A 22,046-nucleotide genomic window follows, 5' to 3' on the forward strand; every position below is an offset into this window, starting at 1 on the left:
ATGGTCACTACCTACTAGAACCGAGATGCACGATTCCACAAAATCCGCGTCTCACGCGTTGTAATATTCGTTCACGGCGGCGCCCGGCGGCGCGAAATCGTTCATTTATTCGACGATTGTCCAAAAAAGTCGCAGGAGTAAGGTTAATGCATGGCCCACGTTAACGATCCGGCAGTCATTGACCGCCTCATGCGAACCAAAGGCACGTGGGCGGTGGTCGGCCTGACCACCAACGAATGGCGCTCGGCGTACGACGTCTCCCTGTATATCCGTGACCGGATGGGTATGGAAATCATTCCGGTCAACTTGCCCGGAGACGACGTCCATGGCGAGAAGGGGTACCGCTCCCTGACGGAGATTCCCGCGGCGAAACACCCGATCGACGTCGTGGACTGCTTCGTCAACTCCCACAAGGTGGGGGCCGTCATAGACGAGGCCATTGCCGTAGGCGCCAAGGCCGTCTGGCTGCAACTGGGCGTCTTCGACGACGCCGCGGCGGAGCGTGCCAAGGCCGCCGGGCTGGACGTCGTCGTGAACGAGTGCCCCGCCCGCGAAGGGTGGCGCGTGGGCCTCTAGCGGAGTCGGTGGTGCTGGCCGCGGCCCGGGAGCTCGACGCCGGTGCGGATCAGGACCTGGAACTCACCCCGGAGCAGCGCTACATCCGCGGCGAGATCGCGGTGGAAAAGGCCCAGCTGCTGGTGCCCGAGCTCGTCCAGTCCGCGGCCCAGCAGCTCTTCGACGTGACCGGGGCATCCGCCACGTCGAAGTCCAAGTCGCTGGACCGGCACTGGCGCAACGCCCGGACCGTGGCCACCCACAACCCGGCCGTGTTCAAGGCCCGCACCGTGGGCGATTACGAAGTCAACGGCACCACTCCCGAAGGGCTGCACAGCATCGGCGATGCCCGCACTGCCGGGTAGACCGCAGCCGGATAGGCTCGTGTCATGGACGTTGCCACCCTCCGCGAGATCTGCCTGAGCTTCCCGGGCGCCTTTGAGGACTTTCCGTTCGGCCCGGAGACATCCGTGTTCAAAGTGCGCTCTGCCGTGGCGGGTGGCGCGCGGCAGGACGCCAAGATGTTCGCGTTATCCGCCATGGACCCGACGGACTGGTCCGTGAGCCTCAAATGCGAGCCGGCCCTGGCCGAACAGCTGCGGGCCATCCACCCGGAAATCTCCGGCGCCTGGCATATGAACAAGACGCACTGGAACGGGGTCCGGCTGGACGGATCGCTGCCGGACGACATGATCCGGGACATGGTGGAGGATTCCTATGACCTGGTGGTCGCATCGCTCAGCCGAAAACAGCGGGAGCAGCTGGGCTGGGCAGGGCTCGCCCGGGGCCAAGGCACATGAGCGGCGGCCCTGACGCCGGCGGCATCGCGGGGGCCGGGCTGAACTATCCGGGCATTGGCTCCACCGAGCACGGGCAGGCTCCGGAAGGCTTTCCCTGCCTGGTGTCCCAGACTTACCTGGGCGATGGCCTGGCACTGTACCGGAGGGTGGCACAGGGGATTCTTTCCTGGCAGCTGCAGAAACGCTCCGGGCTGCGGATCCGCACCGACTCCGACGCCGTCGTGCCCGGTGCGCGCGTGGTGAGCGGATTCGGCGTCGGGCCCTTCCGGATCAACGCGCCCTGCGAGGTGGTGTGGGTGCGCCGGCCGGTGCCCGGCGACGGGCCCCAACGTGCCGGGTTCGGGTACGGCACGCTGCCCGGCCATCCCGTGCGGGGCGAGGAAGCCTTCGAAGTGGAGATCGACGCCGCGGGGCGGGTGTTCCTCAAAATCACGGCCTTCAGCAGGCCGTCCAACTGGTTCTACGCGGCCGGCAGCGCCCTCGCGGGACGTGCACAACGGCATGTCACTTCCCGATACATTGGGAGTGCACACGAACTGGCCGCAGGTGAAAGCTGAGCAGGAGCAGGTGGATGCTGGAACAGACAACCCTTGACCAATTGTGGAACTTCGACGACCCCGCCGGATCGGAAGCCCGTTTCCGGGCGGCCGCCGCAGATGACAGCTATGACGCCGACGAACGCGCCGAACTCACCGCCCAGCTGGGCCGGGCCATCGGGCTGCAGGGCCGCTACGAGGAAGCCGACGCGCTGCTGGATTCGATCGATGCCGACGAGCCCACCGTGGCCGTCCGGGTGCTGCTGGAACGCGGCCGGGTGCTCAATTCCAGCGGCCACGGGGCGATGGCCGTGCCGCTCTTTGAGCAGGCGGCAGAACTGGCGGACCACCTGGGCGAGGAATTCCTGGCCGTGGACGCGCTGCACATGCTCGCCATTGCCGACTCCGCGCACGCCGAGACCTGGACCCGGAGCGCCCTGGAGTATGCCTCGACGGTCCACGACGAGCGGACCAAGCGGTGGGTGGTCTCGCTGCACAACAACCTCGGCTGGACGCTGCACGACGCCGGCCGCTGCACCGAGGCAATGGTGGAGTTCCAGCTCGCCGAGCAGTGGGCCGACCGGATCGGCACCCCGCGGCAGCAGGAACTTGCCCGCGAGGCCATCAAGGCCTGCTGACCGCCTGCAAGAATGGAACCTCCGGAATTTCGAATGAAAGGCAACAGCTCGTGATCTTCATCGTCGTCAAATTCAAGGTCAAGCCGGACTGGTCCGAGCGCTGGCTGGGACTCGTGGACGATTTCACCCGGGCCACCCGCCAGGAGCCAGGGAACCTCTGGTTCGACTGGTCCCGCAGCGTGGAGGATCCCAATGAATTCGTCCTCGTTGAGGCCTTCAAGGACGCCGCCGCCGGAGACCACGTGAACAGCGCCCACTTCAAGCAGGCCATGGCGGACATGCCCCAGGCCCTGGCCGAAACTCCCCGGATCATCAGCCGCCAGCTCGACGGCGAAGGCTGGGACCGGATGGGCGAACTCACCATCTAACCGGCGTCGATTGCTCCGTAGACGCCATTTTGAGGCCTCAAAACGGCGGTGGGCCCACGCTGGCAGGGTTCCCTGGCCGAGCTTGCGAGGCGAGGGAGCCGGTGGGGAGCAATGGATAGGCTTATGGCATGTGGATCGGATGGATCGAATTCGACATCCTTCTGGGCGACGTTCACAGCCTCAAGGAGAAGCGCTCCGTGGTGCGGCCGCTGCTGGCGGAGCTGAAGCGGCGCTTTGATGTCTCCGTGGCCGAGGTCGGGGACCACGAACAGCACCGGCGCACGCAGTTGGGCGCCGGCCTGGTGGCAGCCGACCGGGGACACGTCGTGGAGGTGCTGACCGCCGTCGAACGCTTCGTGGCAGCCCGGCCCGAACTCGAACTCCTCAGCGCACGGCAACGGGAACTCCGCAGCGACGACTAACCCCGTCGATTGCTCCGTAGCCGCCCTTTTGAGGTTCATTGGGGTGGGCTCGGATTCGCCGCAGGCCTTCCGGAACCGGAGCTAAACGTGCCGATCATCGACGATGCGGGAACGCGGCACCACGAACCCGACTTGGCCTATCGGAAATACAGAATCGGCGTCGATGGCGGCCCGGGCGTTAACGAACGATTGCTCCGTAACTGCCGTTTTGAGGGTTCAAAACGGCAGTTACGGAGCAACCGATGGAACGGGCCCACGCCGCTAGGGTTCCCTGGCCGAGCTTGCGAGGCGAGGGCTGCGGTGGGTGGGCCCACGCCGCCAGGGTTCCCTGGCCGAGCTTGCGAGGCGAGGGCTGCGGTGGGGACTAGCCGAAGTACTTCGGCAGGGTCGCCTCGTGGGCTTCGCGGAGCGCGTCGAGGCTCATGGTTTCGACGCCATTGATCTCCAGCGTGCCGCCCTCGGCGTCCACCACGCCGATCCGGACGTGCGCGAAGCCGCGGGCGGTGCACATGTCCGTGAAGCGGATTTCCTCCGAGCGGGGCACAGCGACGACGGCGCGGCCCTGGGTTTCGGAGAACAGCGCCGTGAACAGGTCCACACCGTCGCGGTCCAGGACATCCTGCAGCGCGATCCGGGCGCCCACGCCGTAGCGCAGGGACGACTCCACGAGGGCTGCAGCGAGGCCGCCTTCGGAGAGGTCGTGGGCGGAATCCACCATGCCGTCGCGGGAGGCGTTGATCAGGATCTGCCCCAGTTCGCGCTCGGCGTCGAGGTCAACCTTGGGCGGCAGGCCGCCGAGGTGTCCGCGCATGTTGGACCATTCCGAACCGTCCAGCTCGGCCGCTGTCGTGCCCAGCAGGTAGATGGCCTGGCCATCTTCCTTCCAGCCCGACGGCGTGCGGCGGGCGACGTCGTCGAACTTGCCCAGCACAGCCACCACGGGGGAGGGGTGGATGGGGGTGGTCCCGGTCTGGTTGTACAGCGAGACGTTGCCGCCGGTGACCGGGATGCCGAGGACCATGCAGGCGTCGGACAGGCCGCGGATGGCTTCGGCCAGCTGCCACATGACGTCGGGATCCTCGGGGGAGCCGAAGTTCAGGCAGTCGCTGACGGCCATCGGAACGGCGCCGGAGGTGGCGACATTCCGGTAGGCCTCGGCCAGGGCCAGTTGCGCGCCGTGGTACGGATCGAGGTAGGTGTAGCGGCCGTTGGCATCGGTGGCCAGGGCCACGCCGAGGCCGGTTTCCTCGTCCACCCGGACCACGCCGGCGTCGTCCGGGAACGCCATGGCGGTGTTGCCGCCGACGTAGCGGTCGTACTGCTTGGTGATCCAGGACTTGTCGCACATGTTCGGCGAGGCGACGAGCTCGGTGATGGCGGCGGCCAGGTCCGCGGGGGCGGAGGGACGGCCGGTATCCTGCACGGACCCGGTGAAGGAGTCGGCCTGGACGGCGTCCTGCCATTCGGGGCGGGCGTACGGGCGGTCGTAGACCGGGCCGTCGTGGGCCACGGTGCGCGGGTCGACGTCGACAATGACTTCGCCTTCCCACGTGATGATGAGGCGGCCGGTGTCGGTCACTTCGCCCAGCCAGGAGTACTCCACCGCCCACTTGTCCATGACCGCTTCAAACGCGGCGATGTTCTCGGGGGTGACCACGGCCATCATGCGTTCCTGCGACTCGGACATCAGGATCTCGCCCGGGGTCAGCGTGGGGTCGCGGAGCAGGACGGAGGTCAGCTCGACCTCCATGCCGCCGTCGCCGTTGGAGGCGAGCTCGGACGTGGCGCAGGAAATGCCCGCGGCGCCCAGGTCCTGGATGCCTTCAACCAGGGATCCCTTGAACAGCTCCAGACAGCACTCGATCAGGACCTTCTCGGCGAAGGGGTCGCCCACCTGGACGGCCGGGCGCTTGGACGGCTTGGTGTCGTCGAACGACTCCGAAGCCAGCACCGAGGCGCCGCCGATCCCGTCGCCGCCGGTGCGGGCACCGAACAGCACCACCTTGTTGCCCTTGCCGGAAGCGTTGGCGAGGCGGATGTCCTCGTGTCGCATGACGCCGACGGCGAGGGCGTTGACCAGCGGGTTGCCCTGGTACACGGAGTCGAAGACCATCTCGCCGCCGATGTTGGGCAGGCCCAGGGAGTTGCCGTAGCCGCCGATGCCGGCCACGGCGCCGTGCATGACGCGGGCGGTGTCCGGGTGGTCGATCGCACCGAAGCGCAGCGGATCCATCACGGCCACCGGGCGCGCGCCCATGGAGATGATGTCGCGGACAATGCCGCCGATGCCGGTTGCGGCGCCCTGGTAGGGCTCCACGAACGACGGTGAGTTGTGGGACTCGATCTTGAACGTCACGGCCCAGCCGTTGCCCAGGTTGGTGACACCGGCGTTCTCGCCGATGCCAACGAGCATGTCCTTCTTCATTTCCTCGGTCACCTTGTCGCCGAACTGGCGCAGGTGGTTCTTCGAGGACTTGTAGGAGCAGTGTTCGCTCCACATCACCGAGTACATGGCGAGTTCCGCGCCGGTGGGGCGGCGGCCCAGGACCTTAACGACCTCGTCGAACTCGTTCTGCTTCAGGCCCAGTTCGGCCCAGGGGAGTTCGGTGTCCGGCGTCTTGGCCGCGTTCTCGACGGTGTCGATGTTGAACTTCCGGGCGGTCTCCGCGGGCGCCGCCACTGCGGGTGTGTCCGTCATTTGTTGTCTCCCACGATTTTGTTCAGGACAGAGGTGAAGAACCCGAGGCCCTCGGTGCCGGAGCCGATCTCGGGGCCGAAGCCGGCCTCCACGGCGTGCTCGGGGTGCGGCATGAGGCCCACCACGTTGCCTGCGGCGTTGGAGATGCCGGCAATGTCGCGGCGGGAGCCGTTCGGGTTGAAGCCGACGTAGCGGAACACGACGCGGCCTTCCGCCTCGAGCGCATCGAGGGTCTTCTCGTCGGCGATGTACTGGCCGTCCTGGTTCTTCAGCGGCACGGTGATTTCCTGGCCGGCGGCGTAGTCCCCGGTCCAGGCCGTCGTGTTGTTCTCCACGCGCAGGACCTGGTCGCGGCACATGAACTTCAGGTGATCGTTCTTGATCATGGAGCCGGGCAGCAGGTGCGACTCGGTCAGGATCTGGAAGCCGTTGCAGATGCCCAGCACGGGCAGCAAGGCACGCGAGTTGGCGGCGTCGATGATTTTGGACATCAGCGGCGCGAAGCGGGCGATGGCGCCGGCACGGAGGTAATCGCCGTAGGAGAAACCGCCGGGAATCACGACGGCGTCAACGTCGCCCAAAGTAGTCCCGGCGTGCCAGAGTTCCACCGGGGTGGCGCCGGCCAGCCGGACCGCACGGGCGGCGTCGCGGTCGTCCAGGGTGCCGGGGAAGGTGACGACGCCGATCTTCGCACCGGCGAGCCGGGGGTGCGCGGCGACGGCAACAGCCTCACCGATCAGGGGGAGTTCAGTCATCTCAGGCCTCAACGACCTCGACGTTGACGACGTCCTCGATGACCGGGTTGGACAGCAGGGTCTCCGCAGCGTCGCGGGCCTGGGCCAGGATCTCCTCGGTCACCTCGCCGTCGACCGTGAGTTCAAAGCGCTTGCCCTGGCGGACAGAGCTGAAAGCGGTAAAGCCCAGCCGGGGCAGAGCACCGACGATGGCCTTCCCCTGCGGGTCCAGAATCTCGGGCTTGGGCATGACGTCGACAACGATCCGGGGCATCCGGCAACTCCTGTGCGTGAGCGTTGGGTAAGGGCGCAGCGGAGTGGTGCCGTCTCACGCCGATCCGCTGTGTGTTGAGGACTGCTTGGTGAATACAACGAGAAAGGGCGCTCCGCGAGCTTGCATGCCCATTCTACCGGCCTCGGTGCGTCCGGCCGTATTCGAAGCTGGGAGTGTGAACGCGGCCCCAACGGCAGGTCGCTGAACTGGAGAAATGGCGTCGCCGGGGCGGCTGCGGCCTATGGTCCGGGCTGCCGCGGGTCAGTAGGATGTGCCCATGGCTGAGAAACCGAAATCCGTGGTGTTATCTGTTGTGGCCGTTGCAGTGTTCGCCGGGCTGGGCCGGATGGTCCTGCAGAAGATCAAGGCCGACCGTGCGGCGAGGGCGTCCAAGGTGGCCGGTCCCCTGGATGAGAAGACCCGAGCATGGATCAGCGACGTCGTCCGGACTCCGCGTAAGTAGGCCAGCGGTAGGCCGCCCGTAGGCCAGCGGTGGCCCCCGGACCATTAGTGGCCGCGTCCTCCCTCGCCGAGGTGCCGCAGGGGTGCGCACCCGTGCGGGTCCGTGCGGGCCGAAGGCGCCAATTGACGCAGGTCATGAGCTCCGCCATCGCATCGTGTCGTACTGCATGACAAATTTTAAATACCTCCTTGTGGTCTATGTCATATCTCGCTCTCAGTCTGTACTGTATGAATCGGCTGGTATCCGTCGGGGCAGGCCGGGCGATCGCCCGGTGAGTTCCCGCCAGTCCGTTGGGCCCGGTATTGAAGCCGGGCCGTTCCTTTACGAAAGGTTCAAACACTCGTGACATCACCAGGAAAGAGCTTCCTTCGAAGCGGGGGACTCCGGAGGGCCGCGGCACTGACCCTGGGCTTGCCGGTTCTTCTGTCCAGCATCGCGATCGCCCCCGCCAACGCGGCCCCGGCGCAAGGCCCGGCCGTAGCCGGGGTCGCACAGAAGAATGTTGATCCGAACAACTATAAGGACGGCCGCTACATTGTGGTCCTGGCGGAAAAGCCGTCCGCAACCTACGACGGCGGGACGGCCGGGATGCCGGCCACCAAGCCTGCAGCCGGCAAGAAGCTCGATGCCAACAGGGCTGAAGTCAAGCAGTACACGGCGCATCTGGAACAGCGGCAGGCCCAGGTGGCCGGCCAGCAGGGCGTCAAGATGCAGCGCCAGTTCACGGCAGCCCTCAACGGCTTCAGCGCCCAGCTGACGGCGGACCAGGCCCTGAAGCTGGCCAAGGACCCCTCGGTCCTGGTGGTCGCGCCGGACACGCAGAACGCACCCGACTACTCCAGCTCCGACTTCCTCAAGCTCAGCGGGCCCAACGGCACGTGGAACACCAAGTTCGGCGGCAAAGACGCGGCCGGCAAGGGCGTCGTGGTCGGTGTCATCGACACCGGATACACCCCCTCCAGCGCCTACTTCGCCGGCGAGGAGGTCAAGCCGCTCACCGGAGATCCCGTCGTCGGCGTGCCGTACCGCACCGCGGACGGCAAGATCCAGATGCTGAAAGCCGACGGCGAATTCTTCACGGGCGAGTGCCAGACCGGTACCGACTTCGACGGCACCGCCTGCAACTCCAAGGTCCTGAGCGCCCGCTACTTCAGCGACGCCTTCGAGGCCACTGTCCCGCCGGAAGCCTGGGACCCGGGCGAACGGCTGTCCCCGGTCGACGCCGCCAGCCATGGAACCCACACCGCCAGCACGGCTGCCGGAAACGCCGACGTCGAAGCCATGGTTGACGGCCGGAGCTTCGGCCAGACCAGCGGCATCGCGCCGGCCGCAAAGCTGTCCGTTTACAAGGTCTGCTGGGAAGACAACGATCCCAACTCCGGCGGGTGCTACTCGTCAGCGTCCGTCGATGCGATCGAGAGCGCCATCGAGGACGGCGTGGACGTCCTGAACTACTCCATCTCCGGCGCCACGGACACCACCACGGACCCGGTCTCCCTGGCGTTCCTGTCCGCCGCCTCGGCCGGGATCTTCGTCGCCGTCTCCGCCGGCAACTCCGGCCCGACCGCCAGCACCGTCAATCACGGCGCGCCCTGGCTGACCACGGTCGCCGCCAGCAGCTTCTCGCAGGAACTGCAGGGCACGGTCGAGTTCTCCGACGGCAGCAAGTACCGCGGCGCCAGCATCATGAACGGCCAGGTCTCCAACGCCGGCGTCGTCCTGGCAGCCAACGCAGCAGCCGCCGGGAGCACCAGCTCGGCTTTGTGCGGCCCCGACACGCTGGACCCGGCGAAGATCGCCGGCAAGGTAGTGGTCTGTGACCGCGGCGTCGTTGACCGCGTTGCAAAGAGCGCCGAGGTTAAGCGTGGCGGCGGCGTCGGCATGATCCTCGTCAACCTGACCAACTCCTCGCTGGACACGGACAAGCACTCGGTCCCCACCGTCCACGTGAACCCGCCCGCCACCGAGGCCATCAAGGCCAAGGTCACGGCCAACCCGGCCATCACGGTTTCCCTGGTCAACAAGGACACCACCGGGCTGCCCCTCGAGGCGCAGCCGCAGATTGCCGGGTTCTCCTCCCGCGGCCCGCTGCTCGCTGCCGGCTCGGACCTCCTCAAGCCTGACGTCGCGGCGCCCGGCGTGGCCGTGCTGGCCGGCGTTTCACCGATCGGCACCGGAGGAGACAACTTCGGTTTCCTCTCCGGCACCTCCATGGCGTCCCCGCACGTGGCCGGCTTCGGCGCGCTGATCCTCGCCAAGAACCCCGCATGGTCCCCTGCGACGGTCAAGTCCGCGATGATGACCACCACCAGCGACGTTGTGAACGCCGACGGATCCAAGAACACCGATGTGTTCGCCACCGGCGCGGGCCAGGTGGACCCGGCCCGCGTGCTGGATCCGGGCCTGGTCTACGACGCCACCACGGATGACTACCTGGCGTTCATCAACGGCACGGGCTTCGATTCCCCCATCCCGGGCGTCGGCACCACCCAGCCGCGGGACATGAACCTCCCGTCCTTCGCCCTGGGCAACCTGGCCGGGAAGATCGAGGTCACCCGCACGCTGACCGCCCTGACGCCGGGGGTCTACAAGGCCAACTTCAATGTTCCCGGCATCAAGGTCACCGTGACCCCGGCCGTTCTGAACTTCAGCGCCGCCGGCGAAAAGCGCACGTTCAAGGTCTCCTTTGAGAATCAGGGCGCACCCCTGGGCAAGTTCGCGACCGGTTCGCTGACCTGGCAGGGCGCCAACAAGAACGTGGCGTCGCCGATCGCGGTCCGGCCGCAGTCGGTCGTGGCCTTGTCCGATGTTGCCTTCACCTCCGAGGGGGGCAGCGGTTCGGGCGCCATCAAGGTGGTCTCCGGCACCAGCTCGCCGATCAACATGACCCTCGACGGACTCTCGAAGGCAGACTCCACGGCCGTCGAGCTCGTCCCGGGCCCGTTCACGGCACGCACGGATGCCTCGAACCTCGTCAAGAGCGTCACAGTCGAGGCCGGAGCCCCTCTGGCCAAGTTCTCGGTCATTTCCGCGGACCCGAACGCTGACTTCGACATGTACGTCATGACCCCGAGCGGCCCGCTGACGGTCGCGACATCATCGGCGAGCGAATCGGTGTCCATCCCCAACCCGAAACCGGGCAAGTACACGATCTACGCCAACCTGTACGCGAGCCCGAACAACAAGCCCACCAAGGCCTCTGTCGACGCCGCCGTGCTGGGCAAGGTGGTGGGCAAGGCATCGCTGAACCCGACCCCGCTTCGGCTCGCCAACGGCAAGGCCGGCAAGGTCACGCTGAGCTGGGAAGGGCTGGAGGCCGGTTCGTACATCGGCCGGGTCACTTTCGCCGGTGCCAGCGATCCCACGTTCGTAACGGTGCTGGTGAGCCCGGCCGGGGCCGTCGTGGTCCCGCCGACCTCGGAGGACCAGGGCAAGATCCAGAACAGCGATCAGTCCAACGCCTCGAACAACGCCATCTAGGCAGAAACCCTCACTAGGAAACGGCAACGGCCGGCGGCTCACACCGCCGGCCGTTGCCGTTTAAGCCGCCGCGGACCAGAGGGGCCCGGCCGCGGACCAGAGCGGGCCCGGCCGCGGCGGGGTAGGGCATCGGGCGCAGGGGCCGGGCGGCACGCCCGGAAACGTCAGATGGCGCCCGTGGACCCAACGGTGCCGCCGAGCAGCGGCGCCATGGCGCGCCAGCGGGCGATCTCGCAGCCGTCGGTCCGGCTGAAGCGGCTATTGACCTCGCGTCCGAGGTACCAGCCGGTCACGACGGCGGTCTGCGGGCCGCCGTACTGCTGCGTGCACAGCCGCGGCGGCCCCGGCTTCGGGAAGAAGATGGCCTCGCCGTGGCGCCGGACGGCCTCAAGGGCTGCGGCCGGATCGGGCAGGGTGGAGGCGGCGGAGGGGACGCCGTCGCCGGCTTCCAGCCTGAACGTGTATTCCGGCGCACCGGGAGCCTCGGTGAGGCGGATGGTCAGATCGACGCCGTTAGGGTCGTGGCGTGCATTTTCGGGGCTGGCTGTGTCTGTCATGACGGTCCCTTCAGGCTGTTGTCCGGCTCCGGGCCTCCGGTGGTGGGCGCGGTCCCGGCCGCGGCGTTGAGCAGCGGCGTCAGCTCCTGCAGGAGCCGCTCCCGGAGCTGCTGTGACTCGGCCGCGAACGCCCGCTGATAGTCAACGTACTCGGCCTTGCCCTCCGGTGTCTCGATCCGGATGGCCGGGTACCCCCAGTCGGCGAGGTCGTAGGGCGAGGCCTGCATGTCCATGGCCCGGATCCGCCACGACAGTTCGAAACAGTCCATGACCAGCTCGCTGGGCAGCAGCGGGGAAAGCTTGTAGGCCCACTTGTAGAGGTCCATGTTGGCGTGCAGGCAGCCCGGCTGCTCTATGGCCCGCTGGTTCTCCCTGCTGGGGACCATGCTGTTTAGCGGAACGGCGTCCGGCGTATAGAAGCGGAAGGCGTCGAAGTGCGAACACCGGATCCGGTTCTCCTCCACCACCTCGTCGGTGCGCCCGGACCCCAGCCGCAACTGCAGGTACTCGTGCCGGAGGTCGAATTTGTCCTGCCGGTAGACCATGGCCCACTCGTGCAGCCCGAAGCAGCCGAACTGGGCCGGCCGCGCGGCGGTCCCGGCGAGGATGATCCCGGCGAACTGCAGTGCCTCCCGTCGGTCCCTCAGGAAGGCGCCGACGTCGACAGTCACCGCGGGCGACCCTGCCGGCAGTCCGGCGGCCGCGAGTTCGGCGCCGTCGGCCGCGCGGTAATACTTCCACCCGGTCCGCGCCGCAGTCTCGGGGCCGGAGAGCACGACGCCGGCGCCCGGGTGCCAGCGCAGCAGCTGTCCGGGCTTCTGGGTGTAGTAGGTGAAGAGGAAGTCCTCCACCGGGTGCTTCCGGCCGGCGGAGCGCCGCTCGAGGTAGGGATCCGCATAGCGGCGGACGCGTTGGACGTGGGCGGCCTGGCGTGGCAGCCACTCTTCCTGCTGGAGGTGCAAGGGCTTAGCTCGCCCCGCCGGATGAGCCCAGGACGTCCTTGGCGGCGTTCCAGGCGGCGATTTCACAGCCGTCCTTCTGGCTGAAGCTGACCTGAACCTGGTGTCCGTCCACGACGCCGGTGACCGTCGCCGTTTGCGGGCCGCCGTAGATCATTTGCTGGCCGCCTTGGATGGCGGGCGCCTGCTGGGTGCAGACTTGGTTCTTGTCGGCGGGAACCGGGTTGAGAATGGACGGATTGTTCTTGATGGCGATGCACGCTGCGGCGGGGTTGGGATGCTGGCTCTCGGCCGCAGGAGCCCCGTTCTGGCAGACGAGCGTGAAGTTGGTCGCGGTAGCGGTCTCGGCCGGTTTGATCATGATGGCGAGCTCGGCGTTCCCCTGCCCGGGGCCGGACGGCAGCGGCTCCGCGGAGGGTGCGGGTGCCGGGGACGTCGTCTCTGTGTCTGGCGACGGGGAGCCGGACGGGGCTGTTGGCGAGGGGGTGGAGGGGGCGCCCGACGTCGTGCTGGTGGAGGGAGAAGGTGTTGGCCCGCCGTTCGGCGTGCAGGCGGCCAGTCCGGCCACGGCCATCAGGACGGCCGCCAGGACAAGTGCCGGGCGGCCCGATTGCGTGCGCATCAGCAGTCCTCCTCTGTTTTGCCCAGTCTACCGCCGGGGCGCGTCGTCCGGGCCTGGCCGGGTGGCGGCGATCAGGTCCATCATGGTCGCGTGCAGCTGGCCGACCTGTTCACGCGTCAGGCCCAGCCGGGCCATCATGATGCCCGGGACTTCGGTGGCTTGCTCCCGAAGGGCGGCTCCGCGCGGCGTCAGCCGGACATCGAGGGTGCGCTCGTTGCCTTCCATCCGCTGGCGGGTGATGAAACCGGCGGTCTCGAGGCGGCGCAGCAGCGGCGAGATGGTTGCCGGCTCCTGGGCCAGGGCCTCGCTGATGTCGCGGACGGACCGCGGGCTTGCTTCCCAAAGGCACAACATGACGAGGTACTGCGGGTGCGTCAGGCCGAGCTGGTCCAGGACGGGTTTGTAGGCGCCCACGACGCTTCGGGAGGCTACCGTCAGGGCGAAGCAGAGCTGTTGTTCCAGCAGGAGGTCGTCCTCCGCTGCCCGGGCTTCCTGCACGCCCTGCGTGACGTGCCCGCCCTGGATTGCTGGGGTTCCTTCGGTCACACCGACTCCTTTGAATGATTAGTGCACTAATGATTAGCGTACACTGGGAGCATTGTCTTGTTCCCAGGGAAGGATAGCCATGGCCAAGGAAAACGCCGTCGAGAGGTTCATGCGGGCCACCGGGAAGTTCCGGGCCGTGTTCGGCCCGGCCAACCGCAGTTCACTCGGCCACGAGATGACCGACCAGAACAGGCGGCTGCTGGCAATGCGGCAGGCCGAAACTGAACAGTGGGAGACCTTGCACCGGCCCGATGGCAGCACCTATGTGGTGCCCCGAAATCCTGACGACAAATCCCTGCGCTAGGTCCCTTTTCGCGGCACCGCGCCCGGGCCATTTCCCGCCGCCGGGCGTAAAATGAGGGCACTGCCACACCGCTGTGCAGCATCCTGAACCATCCGGGACGAGGAAAGGGGGTGGGACTAGTGACACGTGCTGTCAGAGCTTTCATGGAAAAGACCGACAAGCTGCGGCTCCTGTTCGGGCCCGCAAATCGAGGCGACACCGCGGCGCCTGTAGTTCACAAGCACGATGACTTCGAGCACGCCTCGGAAGACGACCTGGCAGGCTTCGAGGTCGAGACGGACGACCAGGGACACCACTACGCTGTCCGGAAAACGGATCTCGGGAAAGAAGAGGTCTGAGCAGGCCCGCTGCGCCCATCCCATAGGTGCCGGGGGGATCCCGGTGCTGCGGGGCGGCCGCGTGCGGCCGTTGGATTGCGGCCCGAAACGGGGGGATGCGGCCGGATTCGGGCAGATGTGGGGAAGGGAGCGGCAAGCGCCGCTCCCTTCCCCATATCTCTGTGCGCTCCGGGATCCCGCCCGACAAGCTTCGGCTCGGCTAGCGGCCGGTGCCGCCGTAGACCGTGGCCTCGTCCTCGCTGTCGAGGTCAAACGCCCTGTGGATGGCCCGGACGGCGTCGTCGAGCAGATCGGCGTGGGTGACCACGGAGATCCGGATCTCCGAGGTGGAGATCATGTTGATGTTGATGCCGGCCTCGGAGAGGGCCGCGAAGAATCGCGCGGAAACGCCCGGGTGCGAGCGCATGCCGGCGCCGATCAGCGAGAGCTTGCCGATCTTCTCGTTGTATTCGATGCTCTCGAAGCCGATCCGGTCCTGCGCGGCGTGCAGGGCGGCCAGAGCCTCGGCGCCCTCGACGATCGGGAGGGTGAAGGAGATATCGGTCCGGCCGGTGCCGTGTGTGGAGACGTTCTGGACGATCATGTCGATGTTCGAGTGGGCGTCCGCGATGACCTGGAAGATCGCCGCAGCCTTGCCGGGGATGTCCGGTACGCCGACAACCGTGACTTTGGCTTCGGAACGGTCGTGTGCAACACCGGAGATGATTGGCTGCTCCAAGGCAACTCCCTCTTGAGTCGTGATCTTGTCGTCGGCGCCGGGCAGGACCCAGGTGCCTTCGTTCTGGCTGAATGAGGAACGGACGTGCAGGGGCACCCCAAAGCGGCGGGCATATTCGACGCAGCGCAGGTGAAGAATCTTAGCGCCGGAAGCGGCCAGCTCCAGCATTTCCTCGCTGGAGATGCGGTCGATCTTCCGGGCCGACGCCACGACGCGCGGATCGGCCGTGTAGACGCCGTCGACGTCGGTGAAGATCTCGCACACATCGGCGTCGAGCGCCGCGGCGAGGGCCACGGCCGTCGTGTCCGAGCCGCCGCGCCCAAGCGTCGTGATCTCGTTCGTGGCGTGGCTCATGCCCTGGAATCCGGCCACAATCGCGATGTGCCCCTTGTCCAGGGCGGTGCGGATGCGGTGCGGGTCGACGTCGATGATCCGGGCCTTGCCGTGGATGCCGTCGGTGATCATGCCGGCCTGGGACCCGGTGAACGACTGGGCCGAGGCGCCGAACTTGTTGATGGCCATGGCCAGCAGCGCCATGGAGATGCGTTCGCCTGCAGAAAGGAGCATGTCCATCTCACGGGCGGGGGCGGAATCGGTCACCTGGCTGGCGAGGTCAAGGAGCTCATCGGTGGTGTCGCCCATGGCGGAAACCACCACCACCACCTCGTCGCCGGCGTTTTGGGCGTCCACGACCCTCCGGGCGACGCGCTTGATGCCCTCCGCGTCCGCCACCGAGGACCCGCCAAATTTCTTCACGACAAGGTGCTTGGTGGCGGCGGCCGAGACGGGCAGCGTCTGCGGCTGCGATCCGGGCTGGACTTCGGTAGTGGGCAAACTCATTCGCGCACCCTCACTGGATCATCGGGGTTCTGGGCCAGGCAACCAAACGGCGCGACGGCGTAACTTCTCACCCCAGTTTATCGCCGTGCCGCCCGCGCCGTTGAATTGTGACCGAATGGCAGACACTCCGGGCCTCTCTCCACCGGACATGCCCCGTGATGGCAGCCAGGAGTGGACATGCTCTCCCATTCCGCGGGACATGCTCATTCTTGGCAGGCAGGAGTGGGCATGAGGGCATTGTGTCCAGTCCTGGGCGCGGACACTGGACATGTCCGCCGGGCTTGGGGCTGGGCGCTGGACATGTCCGCCGGGCTTGGGGCTGGGCGCTGGACATGTCCGCCGGGCTTGGGGCGGAGTGCTGGACATGTCCGCTGGTCCGGTTGGGGAGCGCGGTGGGTAGTGGACATGCTCTCCCGTTCCGCGGGACATGCTCATTCTTGGCAGGCAGGAGTGGGCATCAGGGCATTGTGTCCATTCCTGGGCGCGGGCACTGGGCATGTCCGCCGGGCTTGGGGCTGGGCGCTGGACATGTCCGCTGGGCTTGGGGCTGGGCGCTGGACATGTCCACTGGTCCGGTTGGGGAAGCGCGGGTGGGTGGTGGACATGCTCTCCCGTTCCGCGGGACATGCTCATTCTTGGCAGGCAGGAGTGGGCATCAGGGCATTGTGTCCAGTCCTGGGCGCGGGCGCTGGGCACGTCCGCCGGGCTTGGGGCTGGGGCTGGGCCAGGAGGAGGGATGCGGGGACATGTCCATTGGGCCCGGAGGGGAATCGGGAGGAGCGGCAGCCCTGGTCCGCGGCACTGCCACCTGTGCCGGCAGCTCCCAGGCGCAGTACAGCTAGCCGCGGTCCAGCCTGTAGCGCCAGGACGGCAGCTGCTTTCCCGCTGTGTCCTCGGCAACCGGGAAGAAAAGCGGTCCTTCCGGAAGCCCAAGCCCTCCAGCAGCCTGCGCGAGGGAAGATTAGGCTCGTAGACCCCCGCGAAAATGGTCCCGCTGCCGCGGGCGCTGAAAAGCCAGTCGACCAGGGCGCTCGCGGCCTCCCGGCCGAGCCCGACCCCGTGGTGGTCCGGGTGCAGAACGTAGCCCAGGCTGGCTGCCTCAGCGGGAATCCGGCCGGGCGCCGGGGGCTCCTCCGTGTTCCAGGTCCGGCCGTCCCCAACGATTTCTCCGGTGGCCCGCAGTTCGATCGCCCAGCCGAAGTGAAACCACTCGGCAGTAGAGGCTGCCGCCGCGGACAGCGCCTGCTCGAGCCGGGCGTGGTTCTGCGCCGGGGTAAGCGGACCGTGGGACAGGTACCGCGTCGCCGCCGGATGGGCGCGGAATCGGAGCAGGGCGCCGGCGTCGTCCGCTGTCAACGGACGCAACAGCAAACGCTCGGTGAGGAGCGGCGCCGGGGTGTAGCTGCCTGCGGCTGCCACAAGGCCGTCAGCTCAGCGCGTTGCGGCGGCCTTCGAAGGCCCTGCCGAGGGTGACTTCGTCGGCGTATTCCAGATCCCCGCCCACGGGCAGGCCGGAAGCGAGCCGGGTGACGGCGATGCCGATCGACTTGAGCATCCGGGCAAGATACGTGGCGGTGGCCTCGCCCTCCAGATTGGGGTCGGTGGCGATGATGATTTCCTGGATGGCGCCGTCGTTGAGCCGGGTCAGCAGCTCACGGATCCGGAGCTGTTCCGGACCGATGCCGGCGATTGGATTAATCGCGCCGCCCAGCACGTGGTACCTGCCGCGGAACGACCGCGTGCGCTCGACCGCCAGGACGTCCTTAGATTCTTCGACGACGCAGATCACCGAGGGATCCCGGCGCGGGTCGCGGCAGATGTTGCACAGTTCCTGCTCCGTCACGTTCCCGCACACCGTGCAGAATTTGACCCGTTCTTTCACAGTGGTGATGGCATCGACGAGCCGCTTCATGTCCTGGGGATCCGCCTCGAGGATGTGGAAGGCCAGCCGCTGGGCTGACTTTGGCCCCACTCCGGGAAGGCGTCCGAGCTCGTCGATCAGCTCTTGAACTGCGCCTTCATACACAATGTCCTCGTTCGTTTGGAGTGGGGCCGGGGCCAGCCGGCAGGGGGTCTGCTAGAAGCGGGGCGGCAGCGGGCTTCCATCCAGGGAGCGTTCCTCTACCAGTTTCCCGCCCAAAATACGCTCGACGGCGGCCCGGCCGAAGACGCCCGATTCCTCGATCGTTTCGTCGTCGGCGCTCGGGATGTCCTGTACGTACACGGTGGTTGCGGCAGCAGCGCGGGTGGGGGCTTTCGCCCGCCCGGCCTCGGCCTCGGGACTGTTCGACAGCCGCTGGTATAGGCTCTGCCGGCCTGCCGGGGCGGCAGCCTCCGGAGCAGCGGTCACCGCAACAGCATCCGCGACTGCAGCGGCGGCAGCGGCAGCCACGCGCGGCGCAACARCTTCCGCGACGGCCGGCGCCGCTTCGGCGCGGGCAGGGTGGTCCGAGGTCAGTCCGGACGGAGCGGACACCACGCCCGCATACGCCGGGATCTGTGCCGTCGCCGGCTCGTAGTGCACTGGCGCCGGCTCAGGCTCGGGTGCCGAGGGCTCGACATCCGGACCCGTGTACCGGCCGAGGTTCGAATCTGTTCCGACCGTCCAGACGCCCGGTGACTGCTCGACGGCGCGGGCCCACGCATCAGCCGACGCGTCCTGGCCCGCGTCCGGTGTCCCGGCGGGAGAGCCGGCAGCCTTGGTCCCCGGCGCGGCCGGGGACTTGCGGGCTGGAGCCGCTGCCGCTGCTGCGGGCTCGGGGCGGCGCGGCGTGGCGGCGGGTGAAGGATCCCAATCCAGGGGTGGTTCTTCGTCCAGCGGCGGGGCGTCCTCGTCCCGGGGCGGTCCCCAGTCTTCATCAGGGTCGGCATAGGACCCGGACGCCTCCGACGGCCCGCCCGGTTCGACGGATGGCTCGGCCGTGCGGACCTGAGCCTGGGCTGCAGGGGCAGGCACCTGCAGTTCCGGCACCGGCGCTGCCTTGGGAGCCTCGTCGTTGGGAGCCGGCGCGGCCCTGGTGGGGGCCAGGGTGGATTGCGTCGCCGGCTGTGAAGCGGCGGGAACGTGGGTCTGGGCGGGTGCCCCAGCCGGGATGGCAACAGAGGTTTCGTTCGCCGGAGATTCGGGCGGCTGGGGGGCCGGGCTCAGGCCCCAGGCGACGTCGGCCGATGATGCATACGTTGCCGTCGTTGCCGGAGTCTCCGGGCTAGCCGGCGCTTTTGGGTTTGGCTCAGAGCTCGCTGGACTGTTGCTGCTGCCGGACACGGCCCGGATCTGGCAATCGATGCCGATCGTCTTGTGGATCGCCTGCCGGAGGTTGTCGGCGTGGTCGGCCCGGCCGAAAGCCCCCGCCAGCCCCGTGGTGGTGAACGCGAGGGTCAGGACGTGGTCTTCGAAATGGCCGACTTGGGCATTGGGTTCCACCAGTGCCCAGGTGCTGCGCTTGATCTTGGTGAGTGTTTGCAGGATTTCGGGCCACGCGCGGCGCAAAACCTCCACGTCGGCGCCTGGGCCGGCGGCAGGACCGGGAGCAGGGCTGGGAGCCGCGGCAGGCGCCAGGCCATTCCCGGCAGGCTCGGTGCGCGCAGCGGCGGCCGGTGCAGCGGCGGACGGGGCGGCCACGGGCGCGGCCGCCCGAGCGGGCTCGACTGACGGGGCGGCAGCCTGCGGGGCAGTGTCTGCCGGGGGCAGGGCGGACCGCTTCGCGGCGGAGGGAACTGGCGCGGGCGCGGGCCGGCCGGCCGCTGCGGGTTCGTCTACGGGCCAGTCGCTGGTGCTGACCCGCGGTGCCGTCAGTGGTTCCCGGACAGGCTCGTCCCGCCGAGCGGGAGCGGGCGCGGGGGCTGTGGCCGGAGGCTGCTCGGCCTGGGGCGGGGTGGATGCGGCGGCGGCTGCGGCGGCCGGGGGCAAGGGCGCGGCGGGCGCCTGTGCAGCAGGCGGCCGGGGAGAAGCCGATTGTTCAGTGCGCTGTTCGGTGCGCGCAGGCGGAACGGCGGCAGGTGCGGGAGCACTGGCGAGGGGAGCCCCGACGTCGTTCCCGGCATAGTTCAACCGCCGCTCAACGCGGTCGATCCGGGCCGCGATGCCGCGCTCGGTCTGTTCGGAGCTGGGCAGCAGGATGCGGGCGCACAGCAGTTCCAGATGCAGGCGCGGCGAGGTGGCCCCGGTCATGTCCGTGAGCGCGGTGTTGGTGACGTCCGCGGCGCGGGAGAGCTCGGCCGCGCCGAGGTTGTGGGCCTGGTTCTGCAGGCGGGCGATCTGGTCCGCCGGCATGCCGCGGAGGATGGACTGGGCGCTTTCGGGCATTGCCTGCACGATGATGAGGTCGCGGAAGCGTTCCAGCAGGTCTTCGACGAAGCGCCGGGGATCGTGCCCGGTCTGGATGACCCGGTCCACAGCGCGGAATACCGTGGCGGAATCCGACGCGGCGACGGCCTCGACGACGTCGTCCAGCAGGGACGCGTGCGTGTAGCCCAGCAGGGCGACCGCGAGCTCGTAGTTCAGGCCGTTGGGTCCGGCGCCGGCCATGAGCTGGTCCAGCACGGAGAGGGAATCGCGCACCGAACCCCCGCCCGCGCGGATGACGAGGGAGAGCACGCCGGGCGCCACGGGGACGTTCTCCTGGGTGCAGAGCAGCTCCAGATACGCCATGAGAGGCTCCGGCGGCACCAACCGGAAGGGGTAGTGGTGCGTGCGGGAGCGGATAGTGCCGATGACCTTGTCCGGCTCCGTGGTGGCGAAGATGAACTTGATGTGTTCCGGCGGTTCTTCGACGATCTTGAGCAGGGCGTTGAAGCCGGCCGACGTGACCATGTGGGCTTCGTCGATGATGAAGATTTTGTAGCGGTCCCGGACCGGGGCGTAGGTGGCCCGTTCGCGGAGGTCGCGGGCGTCGTCGACACCGCCGTGGCTGGCGGCGTCGATCTCGATGACGTCCAGGGAGCCGGAGCCGCCGCGGGCCAGTTCGACGCAGCTGGGGCACTTGCCGCAGGGGGTGTCCGTGGGGCCCTCGGCGCAGTTCAGGCAGCGGGCCAGAATGCGGGCCGAGGTGGTTTTGCCGCAGCCGCGGGGGCCGGAAAAGAGATAGGCGTGGTTGACGCGGTTCTTGCGCAGGGCCGTCATGAGAGGCTCGGTGACATGCTCCTGCCCGATAACGTCCGCGAACGAATCGGGGCGGTATCGACGGTAGAGAGCGGTAGTAACAGTCACAGATAAACCCTACCAATCGGCACAGACATAAAAGACCCCTCATGCACCCGCCAGAGCCCGCTTACCCTTGCTACCTTCCGGTCCTGGGGGAGTTCAACAGGATGACGCCACATGAGGGGCCGTCAGCAAGTTTACCTGACGATTGGCGGTGCCTCGAATTGGCCCGTTTTGGCCCCTTATCCCCGGCGGGACATGCCCATTTTTTGCGGGCAGGACTGGGCTGGTTGGCACTATGTCCAGCCCTCGGCCGGGCTGCGGGGCATGTCCGGTGGCGGGGGAGGGCAGCGTGGGCCATGCTCATTTTTCGCGGGTAGTTGCGGGTAGTTATTGCGGCCAGCAGGGTGGATCCGGGCAATGCAGGCGGCGCTGGGGGACTGTGTCCAGCTAGTGCGTGCTGCATGGGGCATGTCCTCAGGTGGGCGTGGGCAGCGTGGGGCATGCCCATTTTTCGCGGACGGGACTGGGCCGCGCTGGGACTATGTCCAGCCCTCGAGCGGCTGGCGGGGCATGTCCTGTGGTGGGGTGGGCAGCGGTGGGGCATGTCCATTTTTCGCGCGCAGGACTGGGCTATTTGGCACTATGTCCAGCCTACGCATGCAGCGGGGGGCATGTCCCCCGGAAGAGCCCCGGGCCGGGTCGGGGAGGGCTCAATTGGGCGAAGCTGGAAAGTTCAGGTAGTCTAGTATCTGCTTTTGATTCAGAAGCAACTGGAGAATTCGCCTAGCGGCCTATGGCGCACGCCTGGAACGCGTGTTGGGTTAACGCCCTCGGGGGTTCAAATCCCCCATTCTCCGCGGTTGGCCCCGGTCCTCGGACCGGGGCCTTTTTGCGTCTCCATGCTTTTGCATCCTCGGAGGTTATGGCCAGAAAGTGCGTCCGCTGGCCCCGCCGCCCCGCACTCTGCGGCCCGGCCCCGCCCGGCCCGCCCCCGGTGGCCCCGCCGGGCCGCGTCCCGGCCCTGCAGCCCCACCGGCCGCCCCGGCCC

The 22,046-nt window shown here is 67.8% G+C and carries 22 protein-coding genes, 1 tRNA gene and 1 other RNA gene; 12 read left to right on the forward strand and 12 right to left on the reverse strand.

Annotation, left to right across the window (positions count from 1 at the left end):
• Positions 1 to 150 precede the first annotated feature (150 nt).
• The 7 genes from AC1DR1_RS08890 (at position 151) to AC1DR1_RS08920 (ending at position 3,319) form a co-directional block, all read left to right on the forward strand.
• Complete coding sequence (locus tag AC1DR1_RS08890) at positions 151 to 576, forward strand: CoA-binding protein (RefSeq protein ID WP_229995610.1); 426 nt, start codon at positions 151 to 153, stop codon at positions 574 to 576.
• Positions 577 to 584: 8 nt separating this feature from the next.
• The gene (locus AC1DR1_RS08895; RefSeq protein WP_476992468.1) at positions 585 to 920 is read left to right on the forward strand and encodes a hypothetical protein; all 336 of its coding nucleotides are present in this window, start codon (positions 585 to 587) and stop codon (positions 918 to 920) included.
• A gap of 24 nt (positions 921 to 944) precedes the next feature.
• Positions 945 to 1,355 (forward strand): MmcQ/YjbR family DNA-binding protein, encoded by a 411-nt coding sequence (locus AC1DR1_RS08900; protein WP_229995611.1) that lies wholly within the window; start codon positions 945 to 947, stop codon positions 1,353 to 1,355.
• On the forward strand, positions 1,352 to 1,912 hold the full coding sequence (locus AC1DR1_RS08905; RefSeq protein WP_229995612.1) for a DUF1990 family protein: 561 nt from the start codon (positions 1,352 to 1,354) through the stop codon (positions 1,910 to 1,912). Before AC1DR1_RS08900 ends, AC1DR1_RS08905 begins: the two co-directional genes overlap by 4 nt.
• Before the next feature lie 14 nt (positions 1,913 to 1,926).
• A complete protein-coding gene (locus AC1DR1_RS08910; RefSeq protein WP_476967647.1) occupies positions 1,927 to 2,529 on the forward strand; it encodes a hypothetical protein in 603 nt (200 codons plus the stop codon).
• Positions 2,530 to 2,579: 50 nt separating this feature from the next.
• Positions 2,580 to 2,897, forward strand: a complete 318-nt coding sequence (locus AC1DR1_RS08915; RefSeq protein WP_476992469.1) for a putative quinol monooxygenase — start codon at positions 2,580 to 2,582, stop codon at positions 2,895 to 2,897.
• 128 nt (positions 2,898 to 3,025) lie between these two features.
• Positions 3,026 to 3,319, forward strand: a complete 294-nt coding sequence (locus AC1DR1_RS08920) for a DUF503 domain-containing protein (RefSeq protein ID WP_229995614.1) — start codon at positions 3,026 to 3,028, stop codon at positions 3,317 to 3,319.
• A 364-nt stretch (positions 3,320 to 3,683) separates the two neighbouring features.
• On the opposite strand, the gene purL is transcribed toward AC1DR1_RS08920, so the two are convergent.
• The 3 genes from purL to purS are packed head-to-tail and all read right to left on the reverse strand — an operon-like array spanning position 3,684 to position 7,025.
• Positions 3,684 to 6,017 (reverse strand): phosphoribosylformylglycinamidine synthase subunit PurL, encoded by a 2,334-nt coding sequence (gene purL, locus AC1DR1_RS08925; RefSeq protein WP_229995928.1) that lies wholly within the window; start codon positions 6,015 to 6,017, stop codon positions 3,684 to 3,686.
• Positions 6,014 to 6,772, reverse strand: a complete 759-nt coding sequence (purQ, locus tag AC1DR1_RS08930) for a phosphoribosylformylglycinamidine synthase subunit PurQ (protein ID WP_229995927.1) — start codon at positions 6,770 to 6,772, stop codon at positions 6,014 to 6,016. The genes purL and purQ overlap by 4 nt, the downstream gene beginning before the upstream one ends.
• Position 6,773: 1 nt before the next feature.
• Positions 6,774 to 7,025, reverse strand: coding sequence for a phosphoribosylformylglycinamidine synthase subunit PurS (gene purS, locus AC1DR1_RS08935; protein WP_018776110.1), 252 nt, complete (start codon positions 7,023 to 7,025; stop codon positions 6,774 to 6,776).
• Positions 7,026 to 7,302: 277 nt separating this feature from the next.
• Here purS and AC1DR1_RS08940 point away from each other — a divergent pair, with 277 nt between their 5' ends.
• On the forward strand, positions 7,303 to 7,488 hold the full coding sequence (locus tag AC1DR1_RS08940) for a hypothetical protein (protein ID WP_091564988.1): 186 nt from the start codon (positions 7,303 to 7,305) through the stop codon (positions 7,486 to 7,488).
• Positions 7,489 to 7,830: 342 nt separating this feature from the next.
• Positions 7,831 to 10,968, forward strand: a complete 3,138-nt coding sequence (locus tag AC1DR1_RS08945) for a S8 family serine peptidase (protein WP_476992470.1) — start codon at positions 7,831 to 7,833, stop codon at positions 10,966 to 10,968.
• Between the two features lie 164 nt (positions 10,969 to 11,132).
• On the opposite strand, the gene AC1DR1_RS08950 is transcribed toward AC1DR1_RS08945, so the two are convergent.
• The 4 genes from AC1DR1_RS08950 to AC1DR1_RS08965 are packed head-to-tail and all read right to left on the reverse strand — an operon-like array spanning position 11,133 to position 13,604.
• Positions 11,133 to 11,525: a serine protease inhibitor gene (locus tag AC1DR1_RS08950; protein ID WP_229995926.1), complete on the reverse strand. Its 393-nt coding sequence runs from the start codon at positions 11,523 to 11,525 to the stop codon at positions 11,133 to 11,135.
• Positions 11,522 to 12,487 (reverse strand): 3-methyladenine DNA glycosylase, encoded by a 966-nt coding sequence (locus AC1DR1_RS08955; RefSeq protein ID WP_476992471.1) that lies wholly within the window; start codon positions 12,485 to 12,487, stop codon positions 11,522 to 11,524. The genes AC1DR1_RS08950 and AC1DR1_RS08955 overlap by 4 nt, the downstream gene beginning before the upstream one ends.
• Positions 12,488 to 12,491: 4 nt before the next feature.
• Positions 12,492 to 13,106, reverse strand: coding sequence for a subtilase-type protease inhibitor (locus AC1DR1_RS08960; protein ID WP_476992472.1), 615 nt, complete (start codon positions 13,104 to 13,106; stop codon positions 12,492 to 12,494).
• A gap of 27 nt (positions 13,107 to 13,133) precedes the next feature.
• The gene (locus AC1DR1_RS08965; protein ID WP_229996178.1) at positions 13,134 to 13,604 is read right to left on the reverse strand and encodes a MarR family winged helix-turn-helix transcriptional regulator; all 471 of its coding nucleotides are present in this window, start codon (positions 13,602 to 13,604) and stop codon (positions 13,134 to 13,136) included.
• Between the two features lie 127 nt (positions 13,605 to 13,731).
• On the opposite strand from AC1DR1_RS08965, the gene AC1DR1_RS08970 reads away from it, so the two are divergent.
• Together AC1DR1_RS08970 and AC1DR1_RS08975 are read left to right on the forward strand one after the other, a co-directional pair.
• Positions 13,732 to 13,956 (forward strand): hypothetical protein, encoded by a 225-nt coding sequence (locus tag AC1DR1_RS08970; protein ID WP_229996176.1) that lies wholly within the window; start codon positions 13,732 to 13,734, stop codon positions 13,954 to 13,956.
• Between the two features lie 143 nt (positions 13,957 to 14,099).
• Positions 14,100 to 14,294 (forward strand): hypothetical protein, encoded by a 195-nt coding sequence (locus tag AC1DR1_RS08975; RefSeq protein ID WP_043423475.1) that lies wholly within the window; start codon positions 14,100 to 14,102, stop codon positions 14,292 to 14,294.
• Positions 14,295 to 14,493: 199 nt separating this feature from the next.
• On the opposite strand, the gene AC1DR1_RS08980 is transcribed toward AC1DR1_RS08975, so the two are convergent.
• The 5 genes from AC1DR1_RS08980 to ffs form a co-directional block, all read right to left on the reverse strand.
• Positions 14,494 to 15,852 carry an aspartate kinase gene (locus AC1DR1_RS08980; protein WP_229996177.1) on the reverse strand — a complete coding sequence of 453 codons (1,359 nt, stop codon included), beginning with the start codon at positions 15,850 to 15,852 and terminating at the stop codon, positions 14,494 to 14,496.
• Between the two features lie 18 nt (positions 15,853 to 15,870).
• Positions 15,871 to 17,271: a GNAT family N-acetyltransferase gene (locus AC1DR1_RS08985; RefSeq protein WP_476992473.1), complete on the reverse strand. Its 1,401-nt coding sequence runs from the start codon at positions 17,269 to 17,271 to the stop codon at positions 15,871 to 15,873.
• Between the two features lie 7 nt (positions 17,272 to 17,278).
• Positions 17,279 to 17,878: a recombination mediator RecR gene (gene recR / locus AC1DR1_RS08990; protein WP_090579574.1), complete on the reverse strand. Its 600-nt coding sequence runs from the start codon at positions 17,876 to 17,878 to the stop codon at positions 17,279 to 17,281.
• 51 nt (positions 17,879 to 17,929) lie between these two features.
• Positions 17,930 to 21,061: a DNA polymerase III subunit gamma and tau gene (locus AC1DR1_RS08995; protein ID WP_476992474.1), complete on the reverse strand. Its 3,132-nt coding sequence runs from the start codon at positions 21,059 to 21,061 to the stop codon at positions 17,930 to 17,932.
• 27 nt (positions 21,062 to 21,088) lie between these two features.
• Positions 21,089 to 21,185: signal recognition particle sRNA small type (gene ffs, locus AC1DR1_RS09000), an RNA gene on the reverse strand.
• 585 nt (positions 21,186 to 21,770) lie between these two features.
• Between ffs and AC1DR1_RS09005 the strand changes: the two genes are divergently transcribed.
• Positions 21,771 to 21,855: transfer RNA gene (locus tag AC1DR1_RS09005), tRNA-Ser, on the forward strand.
• The last annotated feature ends 191 nt before the right edge of the window (positions 21,856 to 22,046 follow it).

It is taken from the genome of Arthrobacter sp. P4_F10 (assembly GCF_056401435.1).